The organism is Streptomyces griseocarneus (assembly GCF_014655595.1).
GTDB classification, from domain to species: Bacteria; Actinomycetota; Actinomycetes; order Streptomycetales; family Streptomycetaceae; genus Streptomyces; species Streptomyces griseocarneus.
This window is the reverse complement of the sequence record NZ_BNBL01000009.1, coordinates 313,767-330,420: the sequence shown is the minus strand read 5'-3', so window position 1 is coordinate 330,420 and position 16,654 is coordinate 313,767. Positions and strand designations below refer to the sequence as shown.

At 72.2% G+C, this 16,654-nt stretch carries 17 protein-coding genes; 10 read left to right on the top strand and 7 right to left on the bottom strand.

Going from position 1 to position 16,654, the window contains the following annotated elements:
- Positions 1-66: 66 nt before the first annotated feature.
- Both IE295_RS23525 and IE295_RS23520 read right to left on the bottom strand, forming a co-directional pair.
- The gene (locus tag IE295_RS23525) at positions 67-783 is read right to left on the bottom strand and encodes a class I SAM-dependent methyltransferase (protein WP_190065735.1); all 717 of its coding nucleotides are present in this window, start codon (positions 781-783) and stop codon (positions 67-69) included.
- A gap of 83 nt (positions 784-866) precedes the next feature.
- A complete protein-coding gene (locus IE295_RS23520) occupies positions 867-1,460 on the bottom strand; it encodes a DUF3043 domain-containing protein (protein ID WP_190065708.1) in 594 nt (197 codons plus the stop codon).
- Between the two features lie 249 nt (positions 1,461-1,709).
- On the opposite strand from IE295_RS23520, the gene IE295_RS23515 reads away from it, so the two are divergent.
- The 4 genes from IE295_RS23515 to IE295_RS23500 all read left to right on the top strand — a co-directional run bounded on the left by IE295_RS23515 (position 1,710) and on the right by IE295_RS23500 (position 5,012).
- Positions 1,710-2,507, top strand: a complete 798-nt coding sequence (locus IE295_RS23515) for a PspA/IM30 family protein (RefSeq protein ID WP_190065707.1) — start codon at positions 1,710-1,712, stop codon at positions 2,505-2,507.
- A 93-nt stretch (positions 2,508-2,600) separates the two neighbouring features.
- Positions 2,601-2,879, top strand: coding sequence for a PspA-associated protein PspAA (gene pspAA, locus IE295_RS23510; protein WP_190065706.1), 279 nt, complete (start codon positions 2,601-2,603; stop codon positions 2,877-2,879).
- Positions 2,880-3,009: 130 nt separating this feature from the next.
- Positions 3,010-4,329, top strand: a complete 1,320-nt coding sequence (locus tag IE295_RS23505) for a sensor histidine kinase (protein WP_190065705.1) — start codon at positions 3,010-3,012, stop codon at positions 4,327-4,329.
- On the top strand, positions 4,326-5,012 hold the full coding sequence (locus IE295_RS23500; protein WP_190065704.1) for a response regulator: 687 nt from the start codon (positions 4,326-4,328) through the stop codon (positions 5,010-5,012). Before IE295_RS23505 ends, IE295_RS23500 begins: the two co-directional genes overlap by 4 nt.
- A gap of 81 nt (positions 5,013-5,093) precedes the next feature.
- On the opposite strand, the gene nadA is transcribed toward IE295_RS23500, so the two are convergent.
- Positions 5,094-6,281, bottom strand: a complete 1,188-nt coding sequence (gene nadA, locus IE295_RS23495) for a quinolinate synthase NadA (RefSeq protein ID WP_505016463.1) — start codon at positions 6,279-6,281, stop codon at positions 5,094-5,096.
- A gap of 236 nt (positions 6,282-6,517) precedes the next feature.
- On the opposite strand from nadA, the gene erpA reads away from it, so the two are divergent.
- On the top strand, positions 6,518-6,874 hold the full coding sequence (gene erpA, locus IE295_RS23490; RefSeq protein WP_190065702.1) for an iron-sulfur cluster insertion protein ErpA: 357 nt from the start codon (positions 6,518-6,520) through the stop codon (positions 6,872-6,874).
- A 77-nt stretch (positions 6,875-6,951) separates the two neighbouring features.
- Here the strand turns inward: erpA and IE295_RS23485 are convergent, their stop codons facing one another.
- Together IE295_RS23485 and IE295_RS23480 are read right to left on the bottom strand one after the other, a co-directional pair.
- Entirely contained in the window at positions 6,952-8,505 is a 1,554-nt protein-coding gene (locus IE295_RS23485) for a hypothetical protein (RefSeq protein ID WP_190065701.1), read from the bottom strand.
- A 117-nt stretch (positions 8,506-8,622) separates the two neighbouring features.
- A complete protein-coding gene (locus tag IE295_RS23480; protein ID WP_190065700.1) occupies positions 8,623-8,835 on the bottom strand; it encodes a hypothetical protein in 213 nt (70 codons plus the stop codon).
- Between the two features lie 171 nt (positions 8,836-9,006).
- Between IE295_RS23480 and IE295_RS23475 the strand changes: the two genes are divergently transcribed.
- Entirely contained in the window at positions 9,007-9,981 is a 975-nt protein-coding gene (locus IE295_RS23475; RefSeq protein WP_190065699.1) for a carbohydrate kinase family protein, read from the top strand.
- A gap of 45 nt (positions 9,982-10,026) precedes the next feature.
- Here the strand turns inward: IE295_RS23475 and IE295_RS23470 are convergent, their stop codons facing one another.
- Entirely contained in the window at positions 10,027-11,418 is a 1,392-nt protein-coding gene (locus IE295_RS23470) for a cysteine desulfurase/sulfurtransferase TusA family protein (RefSeq protein WP_190065698.1), read from the bottom strand.
- 314 nt (positions 11,419-11,732) lie between these two features.
- On the opposite strand from IE295_RS23470, the gene ctaC reads away from it, so the two are divergent.
- The 4 genes from ctaC (at position 11,733) to IE295_RS23450 (ending at position 16,189) form a co-directional block, all read left to right on the top strand.
- On the top strand, positions 11,733-12,704 hold the full coding sequence (gene ctaC, locus IE295_RS23465; RefSeq protein WP_190065697.1) for an aa3-type cytochrome oxidase subunit II: 972 nt from the start codon (positions 11,733-11,735) through the stop codon (positions 12,702-12,704).
- Complete coding sequence (gene ctaD, locus IE295_RS23460) at positions 12,701-14,428, top strand: aa3-type cytochrome oxidase subunit I (protein ID WP_086573981.1); 1,728 nt, start codon at positions 12,701-12,703, stop codon at positions 14,426-14,428. Before ctaC ends, ctaD begins: the two co-directional genes overlap by 4 nt.
- A complete protein-coding gene (locus IE295_RS23455; RefSeq protein ID WP_086573983.1) occupies positions 14,425-14,823 on the top strand; it encodes a cytochrome c oxidase subunit 4 in 399 nt (132 codons plus the stop codon). Before ctaD ends, IE295_RS23455 begins: the two co-directional genes overlap by 4 nt.
- Positions 14,824-14,941: 118 nt before the next feature.
- On the top strand, positions 14,942-16,189 hold the full coding sequence (locus IE295_RS23450) for a L,D-transpeptidase (protein WP_190065696.1): 1,248 nt from the start codon (positions 14,942-14,944) through the stop codon (positions 16,187-16,189).
- 16 nt (positions 16,190-16,205) lie between these two features.
- Here the strand turns inward: IE295_RS23450 and IE295_RS23445 are convergent, their stop codons facing one another.
- Complete coding sequence (locus IE295_RS23445) at positions 16,206-16,607, bottom strand: hypothetical protein (RefSeq protein ID WP_190065695.1); 402 nt, start codon at positions 16,605-16,607, stop codon at positions 16,206-16,208.
- Positions 16,608-16,654 lie beyond the last annotated feature (47 nt).

The following is a 16,654-nucleotide window of genomic DNA, read 5'->3' as shown; positions in this document are numbered from 1 at the left end:
GCCCCTTTCCGGGGCCCGGCCGGCGGTCTTCGCACGTTCGTCCGTTCTTCTCTGCTGCCCGCCGCGCTACTGTCCGCCGCGCACGCCGCACAGGTGCAGCAGCGCCGCCACCGCGCGGTACGGGTCGGTGCGCCCGGCCCGGTCCTCGGCGGCCAGCAGGCGCTCCAGCTCGGCGCCGGAGGGCGGCGGGGCCCCGTCGGGGGCCAGGTCGGTGAAGACCCGCACGCCGTACCAGGCCTGCAGCGGAGCGCCGATCCCGGCGAGCGTCGCCGTCAGCGCCTCCAGCCGGTCCGCGCGGGCCTCGACGCCGATGCGGTTGGTGTAGGCGGGGGAGTCGAAGGCCGCCAGCGCGGTGTCCCAGTCACCCGACAGGCCCGGCCGCATCGCCAGGGCGTCGGCGTTGCGCACCAGCAGCGACAGCACCCCGCCCGGGGCGAGCACCCGGGCCAGGCCCGCGAGCAGCGGATCCGGCTCGGACACGTACATCAGCACGCCGTGGCACAGCACGACGTCGAAGGTGCCGGGGAGGAAGTGCGCGCCGGTGTCCCGGCCGTCGCCCTCCACGATGCGCACGCGCTCCCGGATGCCGGCGGGTTCGGCGGACAGCGCCAGGCGCAGCGCCTCGACCATCCGCGGATCCGGCTCCAGGCCCGTCACCTCGTGCCCGGCCCGGGCCAGGCGCAGTGCCTGGGTGCCCTGGCCGGGGCCGACGTCGAGCACCCGCAGCCGCCGGCCGACCGGGAAACGGGCGGCTATCTGTTCGTCCGTCTGGCGGGCGACCAGCTCCTGGCGAACGATGTTCCGCAGCCCCCCGAGCCCCTCGAGCCACCCCCACGCGCCACCGCCGAAGCCGGGCGCGAGGGCGCTCAGGGCTTCGCCCCGCGCTTGACCTTCGGCTTGGGCAGGCGCAGGCGGCGCATCTGCAGCGTGCGCATCAGGGCGTACGGGACGGCGCCGCGGGTGTTCTCGTCCGGGAAGCGCTGCTTGAGGGCACGCTTGAGGGTGAGAGCGGTGATCACCGAGTTGATGACGATCAGCAGGATCACCACGAGCCACGCCATCAGCACGTAGCTCTGGAAGGCACCGCGGTTGATCATGCTCAGGATGAGGATCAGCACGGCCAGCGGCAGGAAGAACTCCGCCACCGAGTACCGCGCGTCCACGAAGTCGCGGGCGAAGGACCGCACCGGGCCCTTGTCGCGGGCCGGCAGATACCGCTCGTCCCCGCTCGCCAGCGCCTCGCGCTGCTTGGCCAGGTCCGCGCGGCGCGCCTCGCGCTGGCGCTTGGCGGCCTCCTTGCGGTTGCCGGGAGTGCTCGCCAGGGAGCGGCGCTGTGCGGAGGCCTCGCTCCGCTTGGGGGTGGGGCGGCCCTTGGGGGCCTGCGGATCACGGGGCTTCTTGGGCTGGTCCGCGGTCACCTCGGGGGTCGCGGCCTGCGCTTTCGAACGGCTTCGGAACACAGAACCCAAGGGTACGGGGTCCGGGCCGCCCGTTCGGGCACGATCCGGCAACGGAGTGCGGCGGTCACCGCGCCGCCCCGTCCCCCTACTCCTCGCGCCGGAGGGTACGAGGCGCTGATCGTCCTGCAGGAGGAGCCCATCCGCGGCCGAACAGTGCGGTAATGGAAGCAGGGCCCGTACTGTGGGTTCTGAAGGATGTGCTGGAGCCTAAGCCCGATCAGTTCGGTCAGAAGGGGGCGCGCGAGGCCCATGAGCGGTGTCATGAAGCGGATGGGAATGATCTTCCGCGCAAAGGCCAACAAGGCCCTGGACCGGGCCGAGGATCCCCGCGAGACCCTCGACTACTCGTACCAGAAGCAGCTCGAGCTCCTGCAGAAGGTGCGCCGCGGCGTCGCCGACGTGGCGACGTCCCGCAAGCGCCTGGAGCTCCAGCTCAACCAGCTGCAGGGCCAGTCGGCCAAGCTCGAGGAGCAGGGCCGCAAGGCGCTCGCGCTGGGCCGGGAGGACCTGGCGCGCGAGGCGCTGACCCGCCGGGCCGCCCTGCAGCAGCAGGTCAGCGACCTCGAGACGCAGCACCAGACCCTCCAGGGCGAGGAGGAGAAGCTCACGCTCGCCTCCCAGCGCCTGCAGGCCAAGGTCGACGCCTTCCGCACGAAGAAGGAGACCATCAAGGCCACCTACACCGCCGCCCAGGCCCAGACCCGCATCGGCGAGGCCTTCTCCGGCATCTCCGAGGAGATGGGCGACGTCGGCATGGCCATCCAGCGCGCCGAGGACAAGACGGCCCAGCTGCAGGCCCGCGCCGGCGCCATCGACGAGCTGCTCGCCTCGGGCGCGCTCGACGACCCGACCGGCATGGCCAAGGACGACCTCACCGCCGAGCTGGACCGCATCTCCGGCGGTTCGGACGTGGAGCTGGAGCTCCAGCGGATGAAGGCCGAGCTGGCGGGCGGCAGCGGCGGTCAGCAGCAGGCGATCGAGGGCGGCGCCGCCGGTCAGGCGCACCAGAACCGGCCCCAGGACCAGCCGCGCTTCGACAAGAGCTGACGGGCACGGGCCGGTGAGCGCGAGCCGACCCGGACGAGAACTGACAGACTCGGCTCGCAGGCATCTCACTCGCCCTACGCAAGGGAGACCGTCATGATCGTACGGATCATGGGGGAGGGTCAGGTGAAGCTGGCCGACAGCCACTTCACCGAGCTCAACAAGCTGGACGACGAGCTGCTCGAGGAGGTGGAGAGCGGCGACGAGGACGGCTTCCGGCGCACGCTTGCCGCGCTGCTCGACGCCGTCCGCCGCCTGGGCACGCCGCTGCCCGACGACGCGCTCGAACCCTCCGAACTGATCCTGCCCGCGCCCGACTCCTCCCTGGCCGACGTCCGCGAGATGCTCAGCGACGACGGCCTCATCCCCGGCTGACCCCAGGCTCCGCACAGCCCAGCCCACAGCCCAGCACCGCTCCGGCTCCCGCCGCGCCCCCGCCCCGCCCGGGCGGGGGCGCGGCGCCGCCGCACACTCCGCCGCCGGCCCGCCCCCGATCGGTACCGCGATGACCTCCCTCGCCGCCACGGGCCTCGCCCGCCCGCACCGCTGGCTGCGCGCCCATCCCCTGGCCGCCGACACCCTGCTGGCCGCCTTCGTCCTCGGCCTCGTCCTCGTCGGCGCCTACCTCGGCCCGCGCACCGCCGGGCACCCGCCCGGCGCCGCCTTCGCCCTGCTGGCCACGGCGGCCTGCGCGTCGCTCGCGCTGCGCCGCCGGATGCCGCGCGCGGTGCTGGCCCTGACCGCCGCGCTGACGGTCGCCGCGACCGTGACCGCCCACGACGGCGGGCCCCCGCGCACCCAGGTCGCCACCGCCACCGCGGTCGCCCTCTACACCGTCGCCGCCCGCACCGAGCGGCCCACCGCCTGGCGCATCGTCGCCGTGACCGTCGCCGTCCTCACCGCCGCCGTGATGCTCTTCGGCCCGCCGCCCTGGTACGCCCAGGAGAACGTGGGCCTCTTCGCCTGGACCGGCATGGCGGGCGCGGCGGGCGACGCCGTCCGCAGCCGGCGGGCCTTCGTCGCCGCCATCGAGGAACGGGCGGTGCGGGCCGAACGCACCCGCGAGGAGGAGGCCCGCCGCCGCGTCGCCGAGGAACGGCTGCGCATCGCCCGCGAGCTGCACGACGTCGTCGCCCACCACATCGCCCTGGTCAACGTCCAGGCCGGGGTCGCCTCGCACATCATGGACAGCCGCCCCGAGCAGGCCAAACAGGCCCTCGCCCACGTCCGCGAGGCCGGCCGCTCGGCACTGGAGGAGCTGCGCGCGACCGTGGGCCTGCTGCGCCAGTACGGCGACCCGGAGGCCCCCACCGAGCCGGCCCCGGGCCTCGGCGTCCTCGACCAGCTCGTCGACGGCTTCGCCCGGGTGGGCCTGCATGTGGAGGTCGCGGCCGCCTCCACCCTGCCGGAGGCCTCGGGCACCGCGACGGGCGCCGCCGGGGCGGCGGCCGTCCTGGGGCCGCTGCCCGGGGCGGTCGACCTGACCGCCTACCGGGTGCTGCAGGAGGCGCTGACCAATGTGCACAAGCACGCGGGCCGCAGCGCCCGCGCGGAGGTTGCCCTGCTGCGCAGCGCGGACAGCCTGCACCTGACCGTCCTGGACGACGGCGGCGACGGGCCCGGCCGGCCCCCGGAGGGCGGCGCCACGGGCGAGTCGTCCGGCGGCGGCCACGGCCTGATCGGCATGCGCGAGCGCGCCACCGCGCTGGGCGGCAGCTGCGAGGCGGGCCCGCGCGGCGGGGACGCGTCCGGCTTCCGGGTGCGGGCGGTGCTGCCGCTGCAGGCCCGTACGGGTGATGCGCGGCCCCTAGGGTTTGACGCATGACTGAGCCGATCACCGTCGTCCTGGCCGACGACCAGGCGCTGCTGCGCAGCGCGTTCAAGGTGCTGGTGGACTCGGAGCCGGACATGCGGGTGGTGGGCGAGGCCGCGGACGGGGCGCAGGCCCTGGAGCTGGCCCGGGTGCACGTACCGGACGTGGTGCTGATGGACATCCGGATGCCCGGGACGGACGGCCTCTCCGCGACGCGGGCGATCTGCTCGGACCCGGCGCTGGCGGCGGTGCGGGTGCTGATGCTGACGACGTTCGAGGTCGACGAGTACGTGGTGCAGTCGCTGCGGGCCGGAGCCTCGGGCTTCCTGGGCAAGGGGGCGGAGCCGGAGGAGCTGCTGGCCGCGATCCGGGTCACGGCGGCGGGCGAGGCGCTGCTGTCGCCCGCGGCGACCAAGGGGCTGATCGCGAAGTTCCTGGCCCAGGGGGATCCCGCCGACCGCCCGGCGGGCGCCGCAGCCGTCCGGATCGACACCCTCACGGGCCGGGAGCGCGAGGTGCTGGTGCACGTGGCGGGCGGGCTGTCGAACGACGAGATCGGCGAGCGCCTGACGGTCAGCCCGCTGACGGTGAAGACGCACGTCAACCGCGCCATGGCCAAGCTGGGCGCCCGGGACCGGGCGCAGCTGGTGGTGATCGCCTACGAGTCGGGGCTGGTGCGGCCGAGAACGGACTGACGGCCCCCACGACGCGCGACGCCGGCCGGGCCGCTCGGGGCGGTCCGGCCGGCGTCGTTCACGACGGCTGCGGGCTGCGGGCTACGGAAGCGCCAGCATCCGCTCCAGGGCCAGCTTCGAGAAGCTCGCGACCTCGGGGTCGACCTCGATGCGGTTGACGACCTTGCCGGCCGCCAGGGACTCGAGCGCCCAGACCAGGTGCGGCAGGTCGATGCGGTTCATGGTCGAGCAGAAGCAGACCGTCTTGTCGAGGAAGACGATCTCCTTGCCCTCGTCGGCGAATCGGTTCGCCAGGCGGCGCACCAGGTTCAGCTCGGTGCCGATGGCCCACTTGGAGCCGGCCGGGGCGGCCTCGAGGGTCTTGATGATGTACTCCGTCGAGCCGACGTAGTCGGCCGCCGCGACGACCTCGTGCCGGCACTCGGGGTGCACCAGGACGTTGACGCCCGGGATGCGCTCGCGCACGTCGTTGACCGAGTCGAGGGAGAAGCGGCCGTGCACGGAGCAGTGCCCGCGCCACAGGATCATCTTCGCGCCGCGCAGCTCCTCGGCGGTCAGGCCGCCGTTCGGCTTGTGCGGGTTGTAGACGACGCAGTCCTCCAGCGACATGCCCATGTCGCGGACGGCGGTGTTGCGGCCCAGGTGCTGGTCGGGCAGGAAGAGGACCTTCTCGCCCTGCTCGAAGGCCCAGTTCAGCGCCCGCTCGGCGTTGGAGGAGGTGCAGATGGTGCCGCCGTGCTTGCCGGTGAAGGCCTTGATGTCCGCCGAGGAGTTCATGTACGAGACGGGGACGGTCACGTCGGCTATGCCGGCCTCGGTCAGCACGTCCCAGCACTCGGCGACCTGCTCGGCGGTGGCCATGTCGGCCATCGAGCAGCCGGCGGCCAGGTCGGGCAGGACGACCTGCTGGTCCGCCGAGGTCAGGATGTCCGCGGACTCGGCCATGAAGTGCACGCCGCAGAAGACGATGTACTCGGCGTCCGGCCGGGCGGCGGCGTCGCGTGCGAGCTTGAAGGAGTCGCCGGTGACGTCCGCGAACTCGATGACCTCGTCGCGCTGGTAGTGGTGGCCGAGGACGAAGACCTTGTCCCCGAGCTTCGCCTTGGCCGCGCGCGCACGCTCCACCAGGTCCGGGTCGGACGGCGCCGGCAGGTCGCCGGGGCACTCCACGCCGCGCTCGCTGCGGGGGTCGGACTCGCGGCCGAGCAGCAGGAGGGCGAGGGGGGTGGGCTGGACATCCAAGGGCTGGGCGGTGGTCACGACACGCACCCTTTCTGTTCTGCGGACGGCCGGTCGGGCCTTGTCGTCAATTTGACGCTATCTATCATAACCCCTTCACGTCAGTTTGACGATGATGATCGCGTCGATGTGACACATTCCCGATCCGCCGAGCGGTGTGCGAGCATGAAAAGCGGAAGTCAGAGTCCAGGCCCGGAATGAATCCGGGACGCCGGCGGTTGCTGCCACAGGCAAGCAGTCCGCACCAAGACCCGGGAGTGAAGCAGATGTCCGTACAGGACGAGAAGACCACTGTGAGCGACGGCATCCTCCTGTCCGACGCCGCGGCCGCCAAGGTCAAGAGCCTGCTGGAGCAGGAAGGCCGTGAGGACCTCGCGCTGCGCGTCGCCGTCCAGCCCGGTGGCTGCTCCGGCCTGCGCTACCAGCTCTTCTTCGACGAGCGCGCCCTCGACGGCGACGTCGTCAAGGACTTCGACGGCGTCAAGGTCGTCACCGACCGCATGAGCGCCCCGTACCTGCACGGCGCCTCGATCGACTTCGTCGACACCATCGAGAAGCAGGGCTTCACGATCGACAACCCCAACGCCACCGGCTCCTGCGCCTGCGGCGACTCGTTCAGCTAAAGCGGACCGCACCGGCCGCGAAAAGGCCGACGGAAAAGGGGCGGCACCCCGAGGTGCCGCCCCTTTCGCACGCCCGGCTACTTGCCCTGCCGCTCCCGCACGCTCTCGCCGCTGCTCAGGTCCACGACCTTGCGGTCGCCCAGCGGCTCCTCCAGCGTCACCGTCGTCTCCATGCGCTTGGCGATCAGCACGCAGGCCCGGCCCGGCTCCTTCTCGGTGCCGGTGACCTTGACCGTCACCGCCGACGAGGACTGCTCGGCGGACGCCGCGTAGGTGCTGCAGACCCCGCCCCAGAAGTGCAGGACCAGCTTCCTGCCGCCCTCCTCCACGGTGTACGCGTCCACCCGCACCGGGCCCGACGTCGCCGACGCGGAGCCCGACGGGCCGCCGGACCGGAACGGGGGCGTCTTCGCGATGAACTTCGGGTCGATCGCCGGCTGCGCGATCGTGACCGCCTCCGCCTTGTCGTCCGCGCCCGGCATCTTCGCCGTGAACAGCCACGACGGCACCAGCGCCTGCCGCCCGGAGACCGACTGCGCCGACAGGCCGAAGACCGCGCCGGTCACGGCCACCGGCTCCCGTGCGTCGCGCTTCCCCTCGCAGGGCGCGTCGCCGCCCCCGTCCCCGTCCCGGAACGGAACCGCCGTCGCGCAGCCCCCGACGGCCACCCGGCCGGTGCCCGCTCCCCGGTTCAGCTCCTCCATCGCCTGCCGCGCCGTGAGCAGCGGGTACGCCGCGCCCTTCTTCGGCAGCTGCAGCCGCCCGCTGCCGCCGACCACCTGCGCGTCCGCCCCGACCTGCAGGCTGGTCTGCCAGCCGTAGGTGGGCGTGGAGTTGACCCGCGGGTCGGCGGTGACCGTGCGCACGGCCCCGTAGACCGCCCGCGCGCCCACCTTCGTGCCGTCCTGCCCCAGGGCCTTGAACACCGGCGCGACGACGCTCTTCGCCTTCTCCTCCGACACCGGCCCCGCGGCCCCCGGGTCCGTGGCGGGCGCACCGTCACGGAAGGAGGGGCAGGCCGGCGCCGGGGAGTCCAGGCCGGGGGAGGTGCCCTGGGAGCCCTGCTCCCCGGAGCCTGCGCCCGGCGGGTGCGCGCAGGTCGTGCCGCCCGGCACGCCGTACTTCGAGTACGCCCAGTCGCCCGGCCCCTGCCGGCTCACCTGCAGCGTGGGGCCGGCCGCGTCGGGCCCGCCGCCGACCGTCCAGGTGTCCTTGACGAGCCGGGGAGTGCCCCGCACGTCCAGGGCCTTGGCCAGGGCCGCCACCTCGCCGCTGGAGACCTCGCGCTCCGGCAGGTGCACGGGCGCCGTCCGGGGGCCGTCGGGCAGGCTGCCCGAGGCCCGGTAGCGCACGCCGTGCGGGTCGGGCTCGCCCACCGCGATGCCCTGGGAGGCGCCGCCGCCGGCCCCCGGGGTCCCGTAGCCGTCCAGCTCCAGCGGTGCGGGCCTGCCGCTCCCGCCGGCCGCGCCCGGCGCGCCCCCGCCGTCGCCGTGCCCGGCGGTGGACGCCCAGTACGCGCCGCCGCCCCCGGCCAGCAGCACCGCCGCCGCCACCGATGCCACCGCCAGCGGCGAGTGCTTCCGCTGCCGTTTGTCGGGGCCACCGCCCGGAGTGCCGCCCTCGGTGCTCACCGCATCGCTCCTTCGCTCCGCTCAAACTTCAGTACTGCCGCATCCCCCGAGAGGGGGACACCGCTTGGACGGAGCGCAGGAGCGAGCGGTTCCAGTGTGTCGTCCGGTGCGGGGCCGTCAGTCGCCGTACTCCGACATTCCGTCCAGCAGCCGGGCCGACCGGTCGGGCACCCGGACCCCGTGGATCAGCGACAGGGGCGTGTGCGCGGCGGGTGCGGAGGGGGCCGGCGGGGCGCCGGTCCAGTGCGGGGCCATCCGGGCGCAGTCCCTGCGCAGATCGGCCAGCGATTCCGGATCTGTGGGCGTGACGTCCTTCACAGTCTTCGGCATACCCGCACCGTACGCACGCCGGTGCGCGCGGCGTAAGACCTACTATTAGGTAGATCTGCCCACCGACCGGCCGGAACCGGACCTGGTGGATATCCGGGGAACCGGTAGCGTGGTGTGGCTCTTCTTGTTGTTTTCCTTCATCATCGCCTCGCCACCAGGAGCAGATCCGTCGTGCGTATCGCTGTCACCGGCTCCATCGCCACCGACCACCTGATGACCTTCCCCGGCCGCTTCGCCGATCAGCTCGTGGCCGACCAGCTGCACACGGTCTCCCTCTCCTTCCTGGTCGACGAGCTCGACGTGCGCCGTGGCGGCGTGGGCCCCAACATCTGCTTCGGCATGGGCGTGCTCGGCCTCCGCCCGGTCCTCGTCGGCGCCGCCGGCGCCGACTTCGCGGACTACCGCGCCTGGCTGGACCGGCACGGCGTCGACACCGCCTCGGTGCACATCTCCGAGGTCCTGCACACCGCGCGCTTCGTGTGCACCACCGACAGCGACCACAACCAGATCGCGTCCTTCTACACCGGCGCGATGAGCGAGGCCCGCCAGATCGAGCTGCAGCCGGTGGCCGACCGGGTCGGCGGCCTGGACCTGGTGCTGATCGGCGCGGACGACCCCGAGGCGATGATCCGCCACACCGAGGAGTGCCGCTCCCGCGCGATCCCCTTCGCGGCCGACCCCTCCCAGCAGCTCGCCCGCATGGACGGCGACGACATCCGCGTGCTGATCGAGGGCGCCGCGTACCTGTTCACCAACGAGTACGAGAAGGCGCTCATCGAGTCCAAGACGGGCTGGACGGGCGAGGAGATCCTCTCCAAGGTCGGCACCCGCATCACCACGCTGGGCGCGCGCGGCGTGCTCATCGAGCGCGCCGGCGAGCAGCCGATCGAGGTCGGCTGCGCCGAGGAGGAGGCCAAGGTCGACCCGACCGGCGTGGGCGACGCGTTCCGCGCGGGCTTCCTGGCCGGCGTGACGTGGGGCCTGTCGCTGACGCGCGCCGCGCAGCTGGGCTGCATGCTGGCCACCCTCGTCATCGAGACGCTGGGCACCCAGGAGTACGAGCTGCGCCGCGGGCACTTCATGGAGCGCTTCACCAAGGCCTACGGCCAGGAGGCGGCCGCCGAGATCCAGGCCCACCTGGCCTGATCCCCGGCGCGGGAGGGGGCGGGCACCCACCGCCCCCCTCCGTCGTCAGGCGCGGCGCCGCACCGTGTACGCGACCCCGGCCGGCGCCGCGCGCTCGCCCACGTACTCCTGCCCCCGCATCGCGCACCACGCCGGAATGTCCAGGCGCGCCGCCTCGTCGTCGGACAGGACCGTCACCAGACCGCCCACCGGCACGTCCCCGATGACCTTCGCCAGCTCGATCACGGGGATCGGGCACCGCTTGCCGAGCGAGTCGACGACCAGCTCCTCCTCCTCGGCCCCGGCCGGTGCGGCCGCGGCGGACGCCGCCGGGGCGCCCAGCGCCTCGCGCACCGAGGCGACCACGCCCGGCAGCACGCCGAGGAAGGACTCCACGTCCTCCTCGGAGGTGCCGCGCGGCAGCGACAGGCGCACATTGCCCTCCGACAGCACCCCCATCGCCTGGAGCACATGGCTCGGCCGCAGGGTGCTGGACGTGCACGACGAGCCCGAGGAGACCGAGAAGCCCTCGCGGTCCAGGGCGTGCAGCAGGGTCTCGCCGTCCACGTAGAGGCAGGAGAAGGTGACCAGGTGCGGCAGCCGCCGCACGGGGTCGCCGACGACCTCCACGTCCGGCACGAGCTCGGGCACCCGGGACCGTACGCGCTCCACCAGCGCCCGCAGCCGGGCGTCCTCGGCCGCCGCCTCCGCGCGCACCGCCCGCAGCGAGGCCGCGGCCGCCACCACGGCGGGCAGGTCGGGGAAGCCGGGGGACCGGCCCGACTCCCGTTCGTCCGCCGGGTGCTGGGCGGCGAACCGCACCCCCTTGCGCACGGCCAGCAGGCCCACCCCCGAGGGGCCGCCCCACTTGTGCGCGCTGGCCGTCAGCAGCGACCAGCCCGGCGCCACCGGGCCCCAGCCGAGCGACTGGGCCGCGTCCACCAGCAGCGGCACCCCCGCCGCCCGGCAGGCCTCGGCCACCTCGGCCACCGGCTGCTCGGTGCCGACCTCGTGGTTGGCGGACTGCAGCACCGCGAGGGCGGTGTCCTCCCGCAGTTCCCGCGCGTACGCCGCCGCGTCGACGCGGCCGGTGCGGTCCACCGCCACCTCGGTGACGGTGCCGCCCGCCGCGCGCAGGGCGTCCGCCGAGTGGAGCACGGCGGAGTGTTCGACGGCGGAGACCACCAGATGGCGGCCCACCCGGCGGCGCCCGGCGAGCGCGCCGGCAATGCCGTCGTGCAGCGCGCGTGTCCCCGAAGGAGTGAACACGAGCTCGTCGGGGCGGCAGCCGACCGCCTCGGCCGCGGCCTCGCGGGCGGCGTCGAGCAGCAGCCGGGCCCGGCGGCCCTCCCGGTAGAGCCGGGCCGGGTCGGCCCAGCCCTCGTCGAGGGCGGCCAGCAGCGCCTGGCGGGCGACCGGGTGCAGGGGAGCGGCGGAGGCCGCGTCGAAGTAGGGCACGTATGAACGCTAACTCCCGCCGCGCGCCCGGTGCCGGGACGGCCCGGGCCGGTCGCGGCCCCACCCCCGCCGCGACCCCCGTGACCAGGCGGCACACGGCGCTGACGGTCCTCCAGATGGCCGCCGGAGCCCCATATTCCACCGGTTCGGGGAGTGGTCCGGCGCGTTGGGCACCCTCCCCGCGCGGCCCCAAATAGCGTCCAGTAGGGTTTGGTCCGCATAAACATCCAAACCCCTGCCCGCAGCGGGCCGGCGACCGACCAGCGAGACGGCCGCAGCCGGCCGCACGGGCGAGACTCTCGGGAAGGCGCTACGTGAGTCCCAACGGCTCCGACCGCTCGTCGCGGCGCCCGGTGCGGCGGAAGCTGCTGCAGGCGCTGGCCGCGGGCGCTGTCCTGGCGACCGCCACCGGTTGCACATCGAAGGACTTCCCCCGCCTCGGCATGCCAACGCCCGTCACGGAAGAGGCGCCGCGGATCCTCTCCTTGTGGCAGGGCTCGTGGGCGGCAGCGCTCGCCACGGGCGTACTGGTGTGGGGCCTGATCCTGTGGAGCGTCATCTTCCACCGGCGCAGCAGGTCCAAGGTGGAGATTCCCACCCAGACCCGGTACAACATGCCCATCGAGGCGCTGTACACCGTGGTCCCGATCATCATCGTCTCGGTGCTCTTCTATTTCACCGCGCGCGATGAGAACAAGCTCCTGACCAACCCGGAGAAGCCGCAGCACGTCATCAACGTGGTGGGCTTCCAGTGGAGCTGGGCGTTCAACTACATGGAGAACGTCGACGGCAACACCGCCACTCCGGCGAAGCCGCTCCGTGAGAACAAGGAGCTCGACGCGATCCCGGACCGGTTCCTGAACAAGGCACCGCAGGGCGCCGAGGGCGTCTACGAGGTCGGCGTCCCGGGCGACCGGAACCCGCAGACCAACAACCCCGGCCCCACGCTGTGGCTGCCCAAGGGTGAGACGGTCCAGTTCGTCCTCACGTCGCGGGACGTCATCCACTCCTTCTGGGTGGTGCCGTTCCTGATGAAGCAGGACGTCATCCCGGGCCACACCAACAGCTTCACGGTGACCCCCAAGAAGGAGGGCACCTACCTGGGCAAGTGCGCCGAGCTCTGCGGTCAGGACCACTCGCGGATGCTCTTCAACGTCAAGATCGTCTCTCCTGAGCGATACCAGGCGCACCTGAAGGAGCTGGCGGCCAAGGGCCAGACCGGTTACCAGCCGGCGGGTATCGCGATGACGGATCACGCGAAGAACGCGGAGACCAAGAACAAGTGAGCATCCTCAACGAACCCCAGGGTGCCGCCGCCGCAACAGCCACGGCAGCACCACCCGTACGCCAGAAGCAGCCCGGCAGTCAGGTGATCAAGTGGCTCACCACCACTGACCACAAGACGATCGGCACGCTCTACCTGGTCACGTCGTTCGCGTTCTTCTGCATCGGCGGCCTGATGGCGCTCCTCATGCGCGCCGAGCTGGCCCGTCCCGGCACGCAGATCATGTCGAACGAGCAGTTCAACCAGGCGTTCACGATGCACGGCACGATCATGCTGCTGATGTTCGCGACGCCGCTGTTCGCCGGATTCGCGAACTGGATCATGCCGCTGCAGATCGGCGCGCCCGACGTGGCGTTCCCGCGGCTGAACATGTTCGCCTACTGGCTCTACCTCTTCGGCTCGCTGATCGCGGTGGCCGGCTTCCTCACCCCGCAGGGTGCGGCCGACTTCGGCTGGTTCGCCTACTCCCCGCTGTCGGACGCGGTCCGCTCGCCGGGCGTCGGCGCCGACATGTGGATCATGGGTCTGGCCTTCTCCGGCTTCGGCACGATCCTCGGTTCGGTCAACTTCATCACCACGATCATCTGCATGCGCGCCCCGGGCATGACGATGTTCCGCATGCCGATCTTCACCTGGAACGTCCTGCTGACCGGTGTCCTGGTCCTGCTGGCCTTCCCGGTGCTGGCCGCCGCGCTGTTCGCCCTGGAGGCGGACCGTAAATTCGGCGCCCATGTATTCGACGCGTCCAATGGCGGCGCGCTGCTGTGGCAGCACCTCTTCTGGTTCTTCGGCCACCCCGAGGTGTACATCATCGCCCTGCCGTTCTTCGGCATCATTTCCGAGGTCATTCCGGTGTTCTCCCGGAAGCCGATGTTCGGTTACTGGGGCCTGATCGCGGCGACGATTTCGATCGCCGGTCTGTCGGTGACGGTGTGGGCGCACCACATGTACGTCACCGGTGGTGTGCTGCTGCCGTTCTTCTCCTTCATGACCTTCCTGATCGCGGTCCCGACCGGTGTGAAGTTCTTCAACTGGATCGGCACCATGTGGAAGGGCTCGCTGTCCTTCGAGACCCCGATGCTGTGGGCCGTCGGCTTCCTGATCACCTTCACCTTCGGTGGTCTGACCGGCGTCATCCTGGCCTCGCCGCCGATGGACTTCCACGTCTCCGACTCGTACTTCGTGGTCGCGCACTTCCACTACGTCATCTTCGGCACCGTGGTGTTCGCGATGTTCTCCGGCTTCCACTTCTGGTGGCCGAAGTTCACGGGCAAGATGCTGGACGAGCGCCTGGGCAAGATCACCTTCTGGACGCTGTTCGTGGGCTTCCACGGCACGTTCCTGGTGCAGCACTGGCTGGGTGCCGAGGGCATGCCGCGTCGTTACGCGGACTACCTCGCCGCCGACGGCTTCACCACGCTGAACACCATCTCGACCATCAGCTCCTTCCTGCTGGGCCTGTCGATCCTGCCGTTCTTCTACAACGTCTGGAAGACCGCCAAGTACGGCAAGAAGGTCGAGGTCGACGACCCGTGGGGCTACGGCCGTTCGCTGGAGTGGGCGACCTCCTGCCCGCCGCCGCGGCACAACTTCCTCACGCTGCCTCGCATCCGCTCCGAATCCCCGGCGTTCGACCTGCACCACCCGGAGATCGCGGCGCTGGAGATCGAGGAGAACCTCGCCGCTGACAAGGCCCTCGCGGGTGGCAAGGAGGCCGGCAAGTGAAGATCCAAGGCCGGATGTTCATCTGGCTCTCCGTCTTCATCCTCGCCATGGCGATCGTCTATGGCATGTGGGCGAAGGAGGCGGCCGGTACGACCGCCCTCTTCATGGCCTTCGGCCTGTGCGTCATGGTCGGCTACTACCTGGCGTTCACCGCGCGCCGGGTGGACGCCGGTGCCCAGGACGACAAGAACGCGGACGTCGCCGACGACGCCGGTGAGCTGGGCTTCTTCGCCCCGCACAGCTGGCAGCCGCTGTCCCTGGCCGTCGGTGGCGCGCTCGCCTTCATGAGCATCTGCTTCGGCTGGTGGCTGATGTACTTCTCCGCCCCGGTCATCCTGGTCGGTCTCTTCGGCTGGGTGTTCGAGTTCTACCGCGGCGAGAACCAGAACCAGTAGTTCTCCGTCCGGTGCCGTTCGGGCCCCGCACACCTCACGGTGTGCGGGGCCCGACGCGTTTCCACCCGTTCGCGCCGCCCCGGAGGCCGTATGCCCGGGTTCTTCCTATTGTGTGACCATGGGTCACACACCTCGACGCCGCACGGCGCCCGCCGGCGCCCTGCTGCTGGTCTCGCTGGCACTGGGGGCCTCCGCGTGCGGGGGCTCGTCCAACCCTCTGGCCGACCCGCCCTACGACGCGACCGGGCAGGTCAGGGTCACCGGCTCGCACGAGGGCCACAAGGCGGACCCGAGCAAACCGCTGGAGGTCGAGGCCTCGGGCGGTGACCGGATCACCGACGTGACCGCCACCGACGCCGCCGGACGGTACGTCAAGGGCGAGCTGGCCCCCGACGGCTCGCGCTGGCACAGCACCGGCGCGCTCGCCGCCGGGGCCCACTACACCGTGCGGGTCAGCACGGAGGACGAGGACGGCGCCCAGGGGCGCCGGACGATCGGCTTCGACACCAACCCGGCCGACCGGCTGCTCAGGGTCGCCTTCGGCCCGCAGAACGGCACCTACGGCGTCGGGCAGCCCATCACCGCCGAACTCAGCGAGCCCGTCCAGGACCCGGCCGCGCGCGCCGTCGTCGAACGCACCCTCAGGGTCGAGTCCACGCCCGCCGTCCAGGGCGCCTGGCACTGGATCGACAACCGCACCCTGCACTACCGGCCGCCCGACTACTGGCCCGCGCACGCCACCATCGACGTGCGCGCCAACCTCGACGGCATCAAGGTCGGCGGCGGCCTCTACGGCGGCCCCTCCAAGCCCGTGCGGCTGACCACCGGCGACCGCGTGGAGGCGGTCACCGACGCCGCCGGGCACTACATGACCTTCACCAGGAACGGCGAGGTCCTGCGCACCATCCCCGTGACCACCGGCAAGCCCGGCTACGCCACCCGCAACGGGGTCAAGGTGATCCTGGGCCGGGAATCCTTCGTACGGATGCGCGGCACCAGCATCGGCATCGCCGAGGGCAGCGAGGACTCCTACGACCTGCCCGTCTACTGGGCCACGCGGGTGACATGGAGCGGCGAATACGTGCACGCCGCCCCCTGGTCCGAGGGATCGCAGGGCATGGACAACGTCAGCCACGGCTGCACGGGCATGAGCACCGCCAACGCCAAGTGGTTCTTCGACAACGTCCGGGTCGGCGACATCGTCAAGGTCGTCGGCAGCGCCGGCGCCACCATGACGCCCTTCGACAACGGCTTCGGCGACTGGAACATGCCCTGGAAGCAGTGGCGCGAGGGCAGCGCCCTGGTGGGCGGCAAGCGGGAGGGCACCGGCCCCGCCGACGTCGCCCGGCTGCGGCCCAGCCTCTAGGGCTGCCCGTCCGGCGTCAGGCGTCCACGCCGAGCTTCTGGCGCAGCAGCCCGGCCAGGGCGTCGGCGAACGCCACCGGGTCCAGCGGGTGGGTGACGGCCGCGTCCGCGCGGCTCCAGGTGGCCAGCCAGGCGTCCTGCGGACGGCCGATGAGCAGCAGCACGGGCGGGCAGCGGAACACCTCGTCCTTCAGCTGCCGGCACACGCCCATGCCCCCCGCGGGGGCCGTCTCGCCGTCCAGGACGCACACGTCGATCCGGCGCTCCTCAAGGGTCCGCAGCACGGCGGGCAGCGTCGCGCACTCCACGTACTCCACGGCCGGCACGTCGGGGGCCGGGCGCCGCCCGGCGGCCAGCCGCACCTGCTCCCGCGTGTTCGCGTCGTCGCTGTAGACCAGCACCGTGGCGGTCGGCTGCATCGTTCCTCCATGCTCGTGGGCAGGTGGGGCCGTTGTGCGCGGATGCT

Excerpts from the sequence above, each read along its gene's own strand:
- IE295_RS23515 (WP_190065707.1), top strand. The coding sequence starts at position 1,710 with ATGAGCGGTGTCATGAAGCGGATGGGAATGATCTTCCGCGCAAAGGCC.
- pspAA (WP_190065706.1), top strand. The coding sequence starts at position 2,601 with ATGATCGTACGGATCATGGGGGAGGGTCAGGTGAAGCTGGCCGACAGC.
- IE295_RS23505 (WP_190065705.1), top strand. The coding sequence starts at position 3,010 with ATGACCTCCCTCGCCGCCACGGGCCTCGCCCGCCCGCACCGCTGGCTG.
- IE295_RS23500 (WP_190065704.1), top strand. The coding sequence starts at position 4,326 with ATGACTGAGCCGATCACCGTCGTCCTGGCCGACGACCAGGCGCTGCTG.
- erpA (WP_190065702.1), top strand. The coding sequence starts at position 6,518 with ATGTCCGTACAGGACGAGAAGACCACTGTGAGCGACGGCATCCTCCTG.
- IE295_RS23480 (WP_190065700.1), bottom strand. The coding sequence starts at position 8,835 with ATGCCGAAGACTGTGAAGGACGTCACGCCCACAGATCCGGAATCGCTG.
- IE295_RS23450 (WP_190065696.1), top strand. The coding sequence starts at position 14,942 with ATGGGTCACACACCTCGACGCCGCACGGCGCCCGCCGGCGCCCTGCTG.
- IE295_RS23445 (WP_190065695.1), bottom strand. The coding sequence starts at position 16,607 with ATGCAGCCGACCGCCACGGTGCTGGTCTACAGCGACGACGCGAACACG.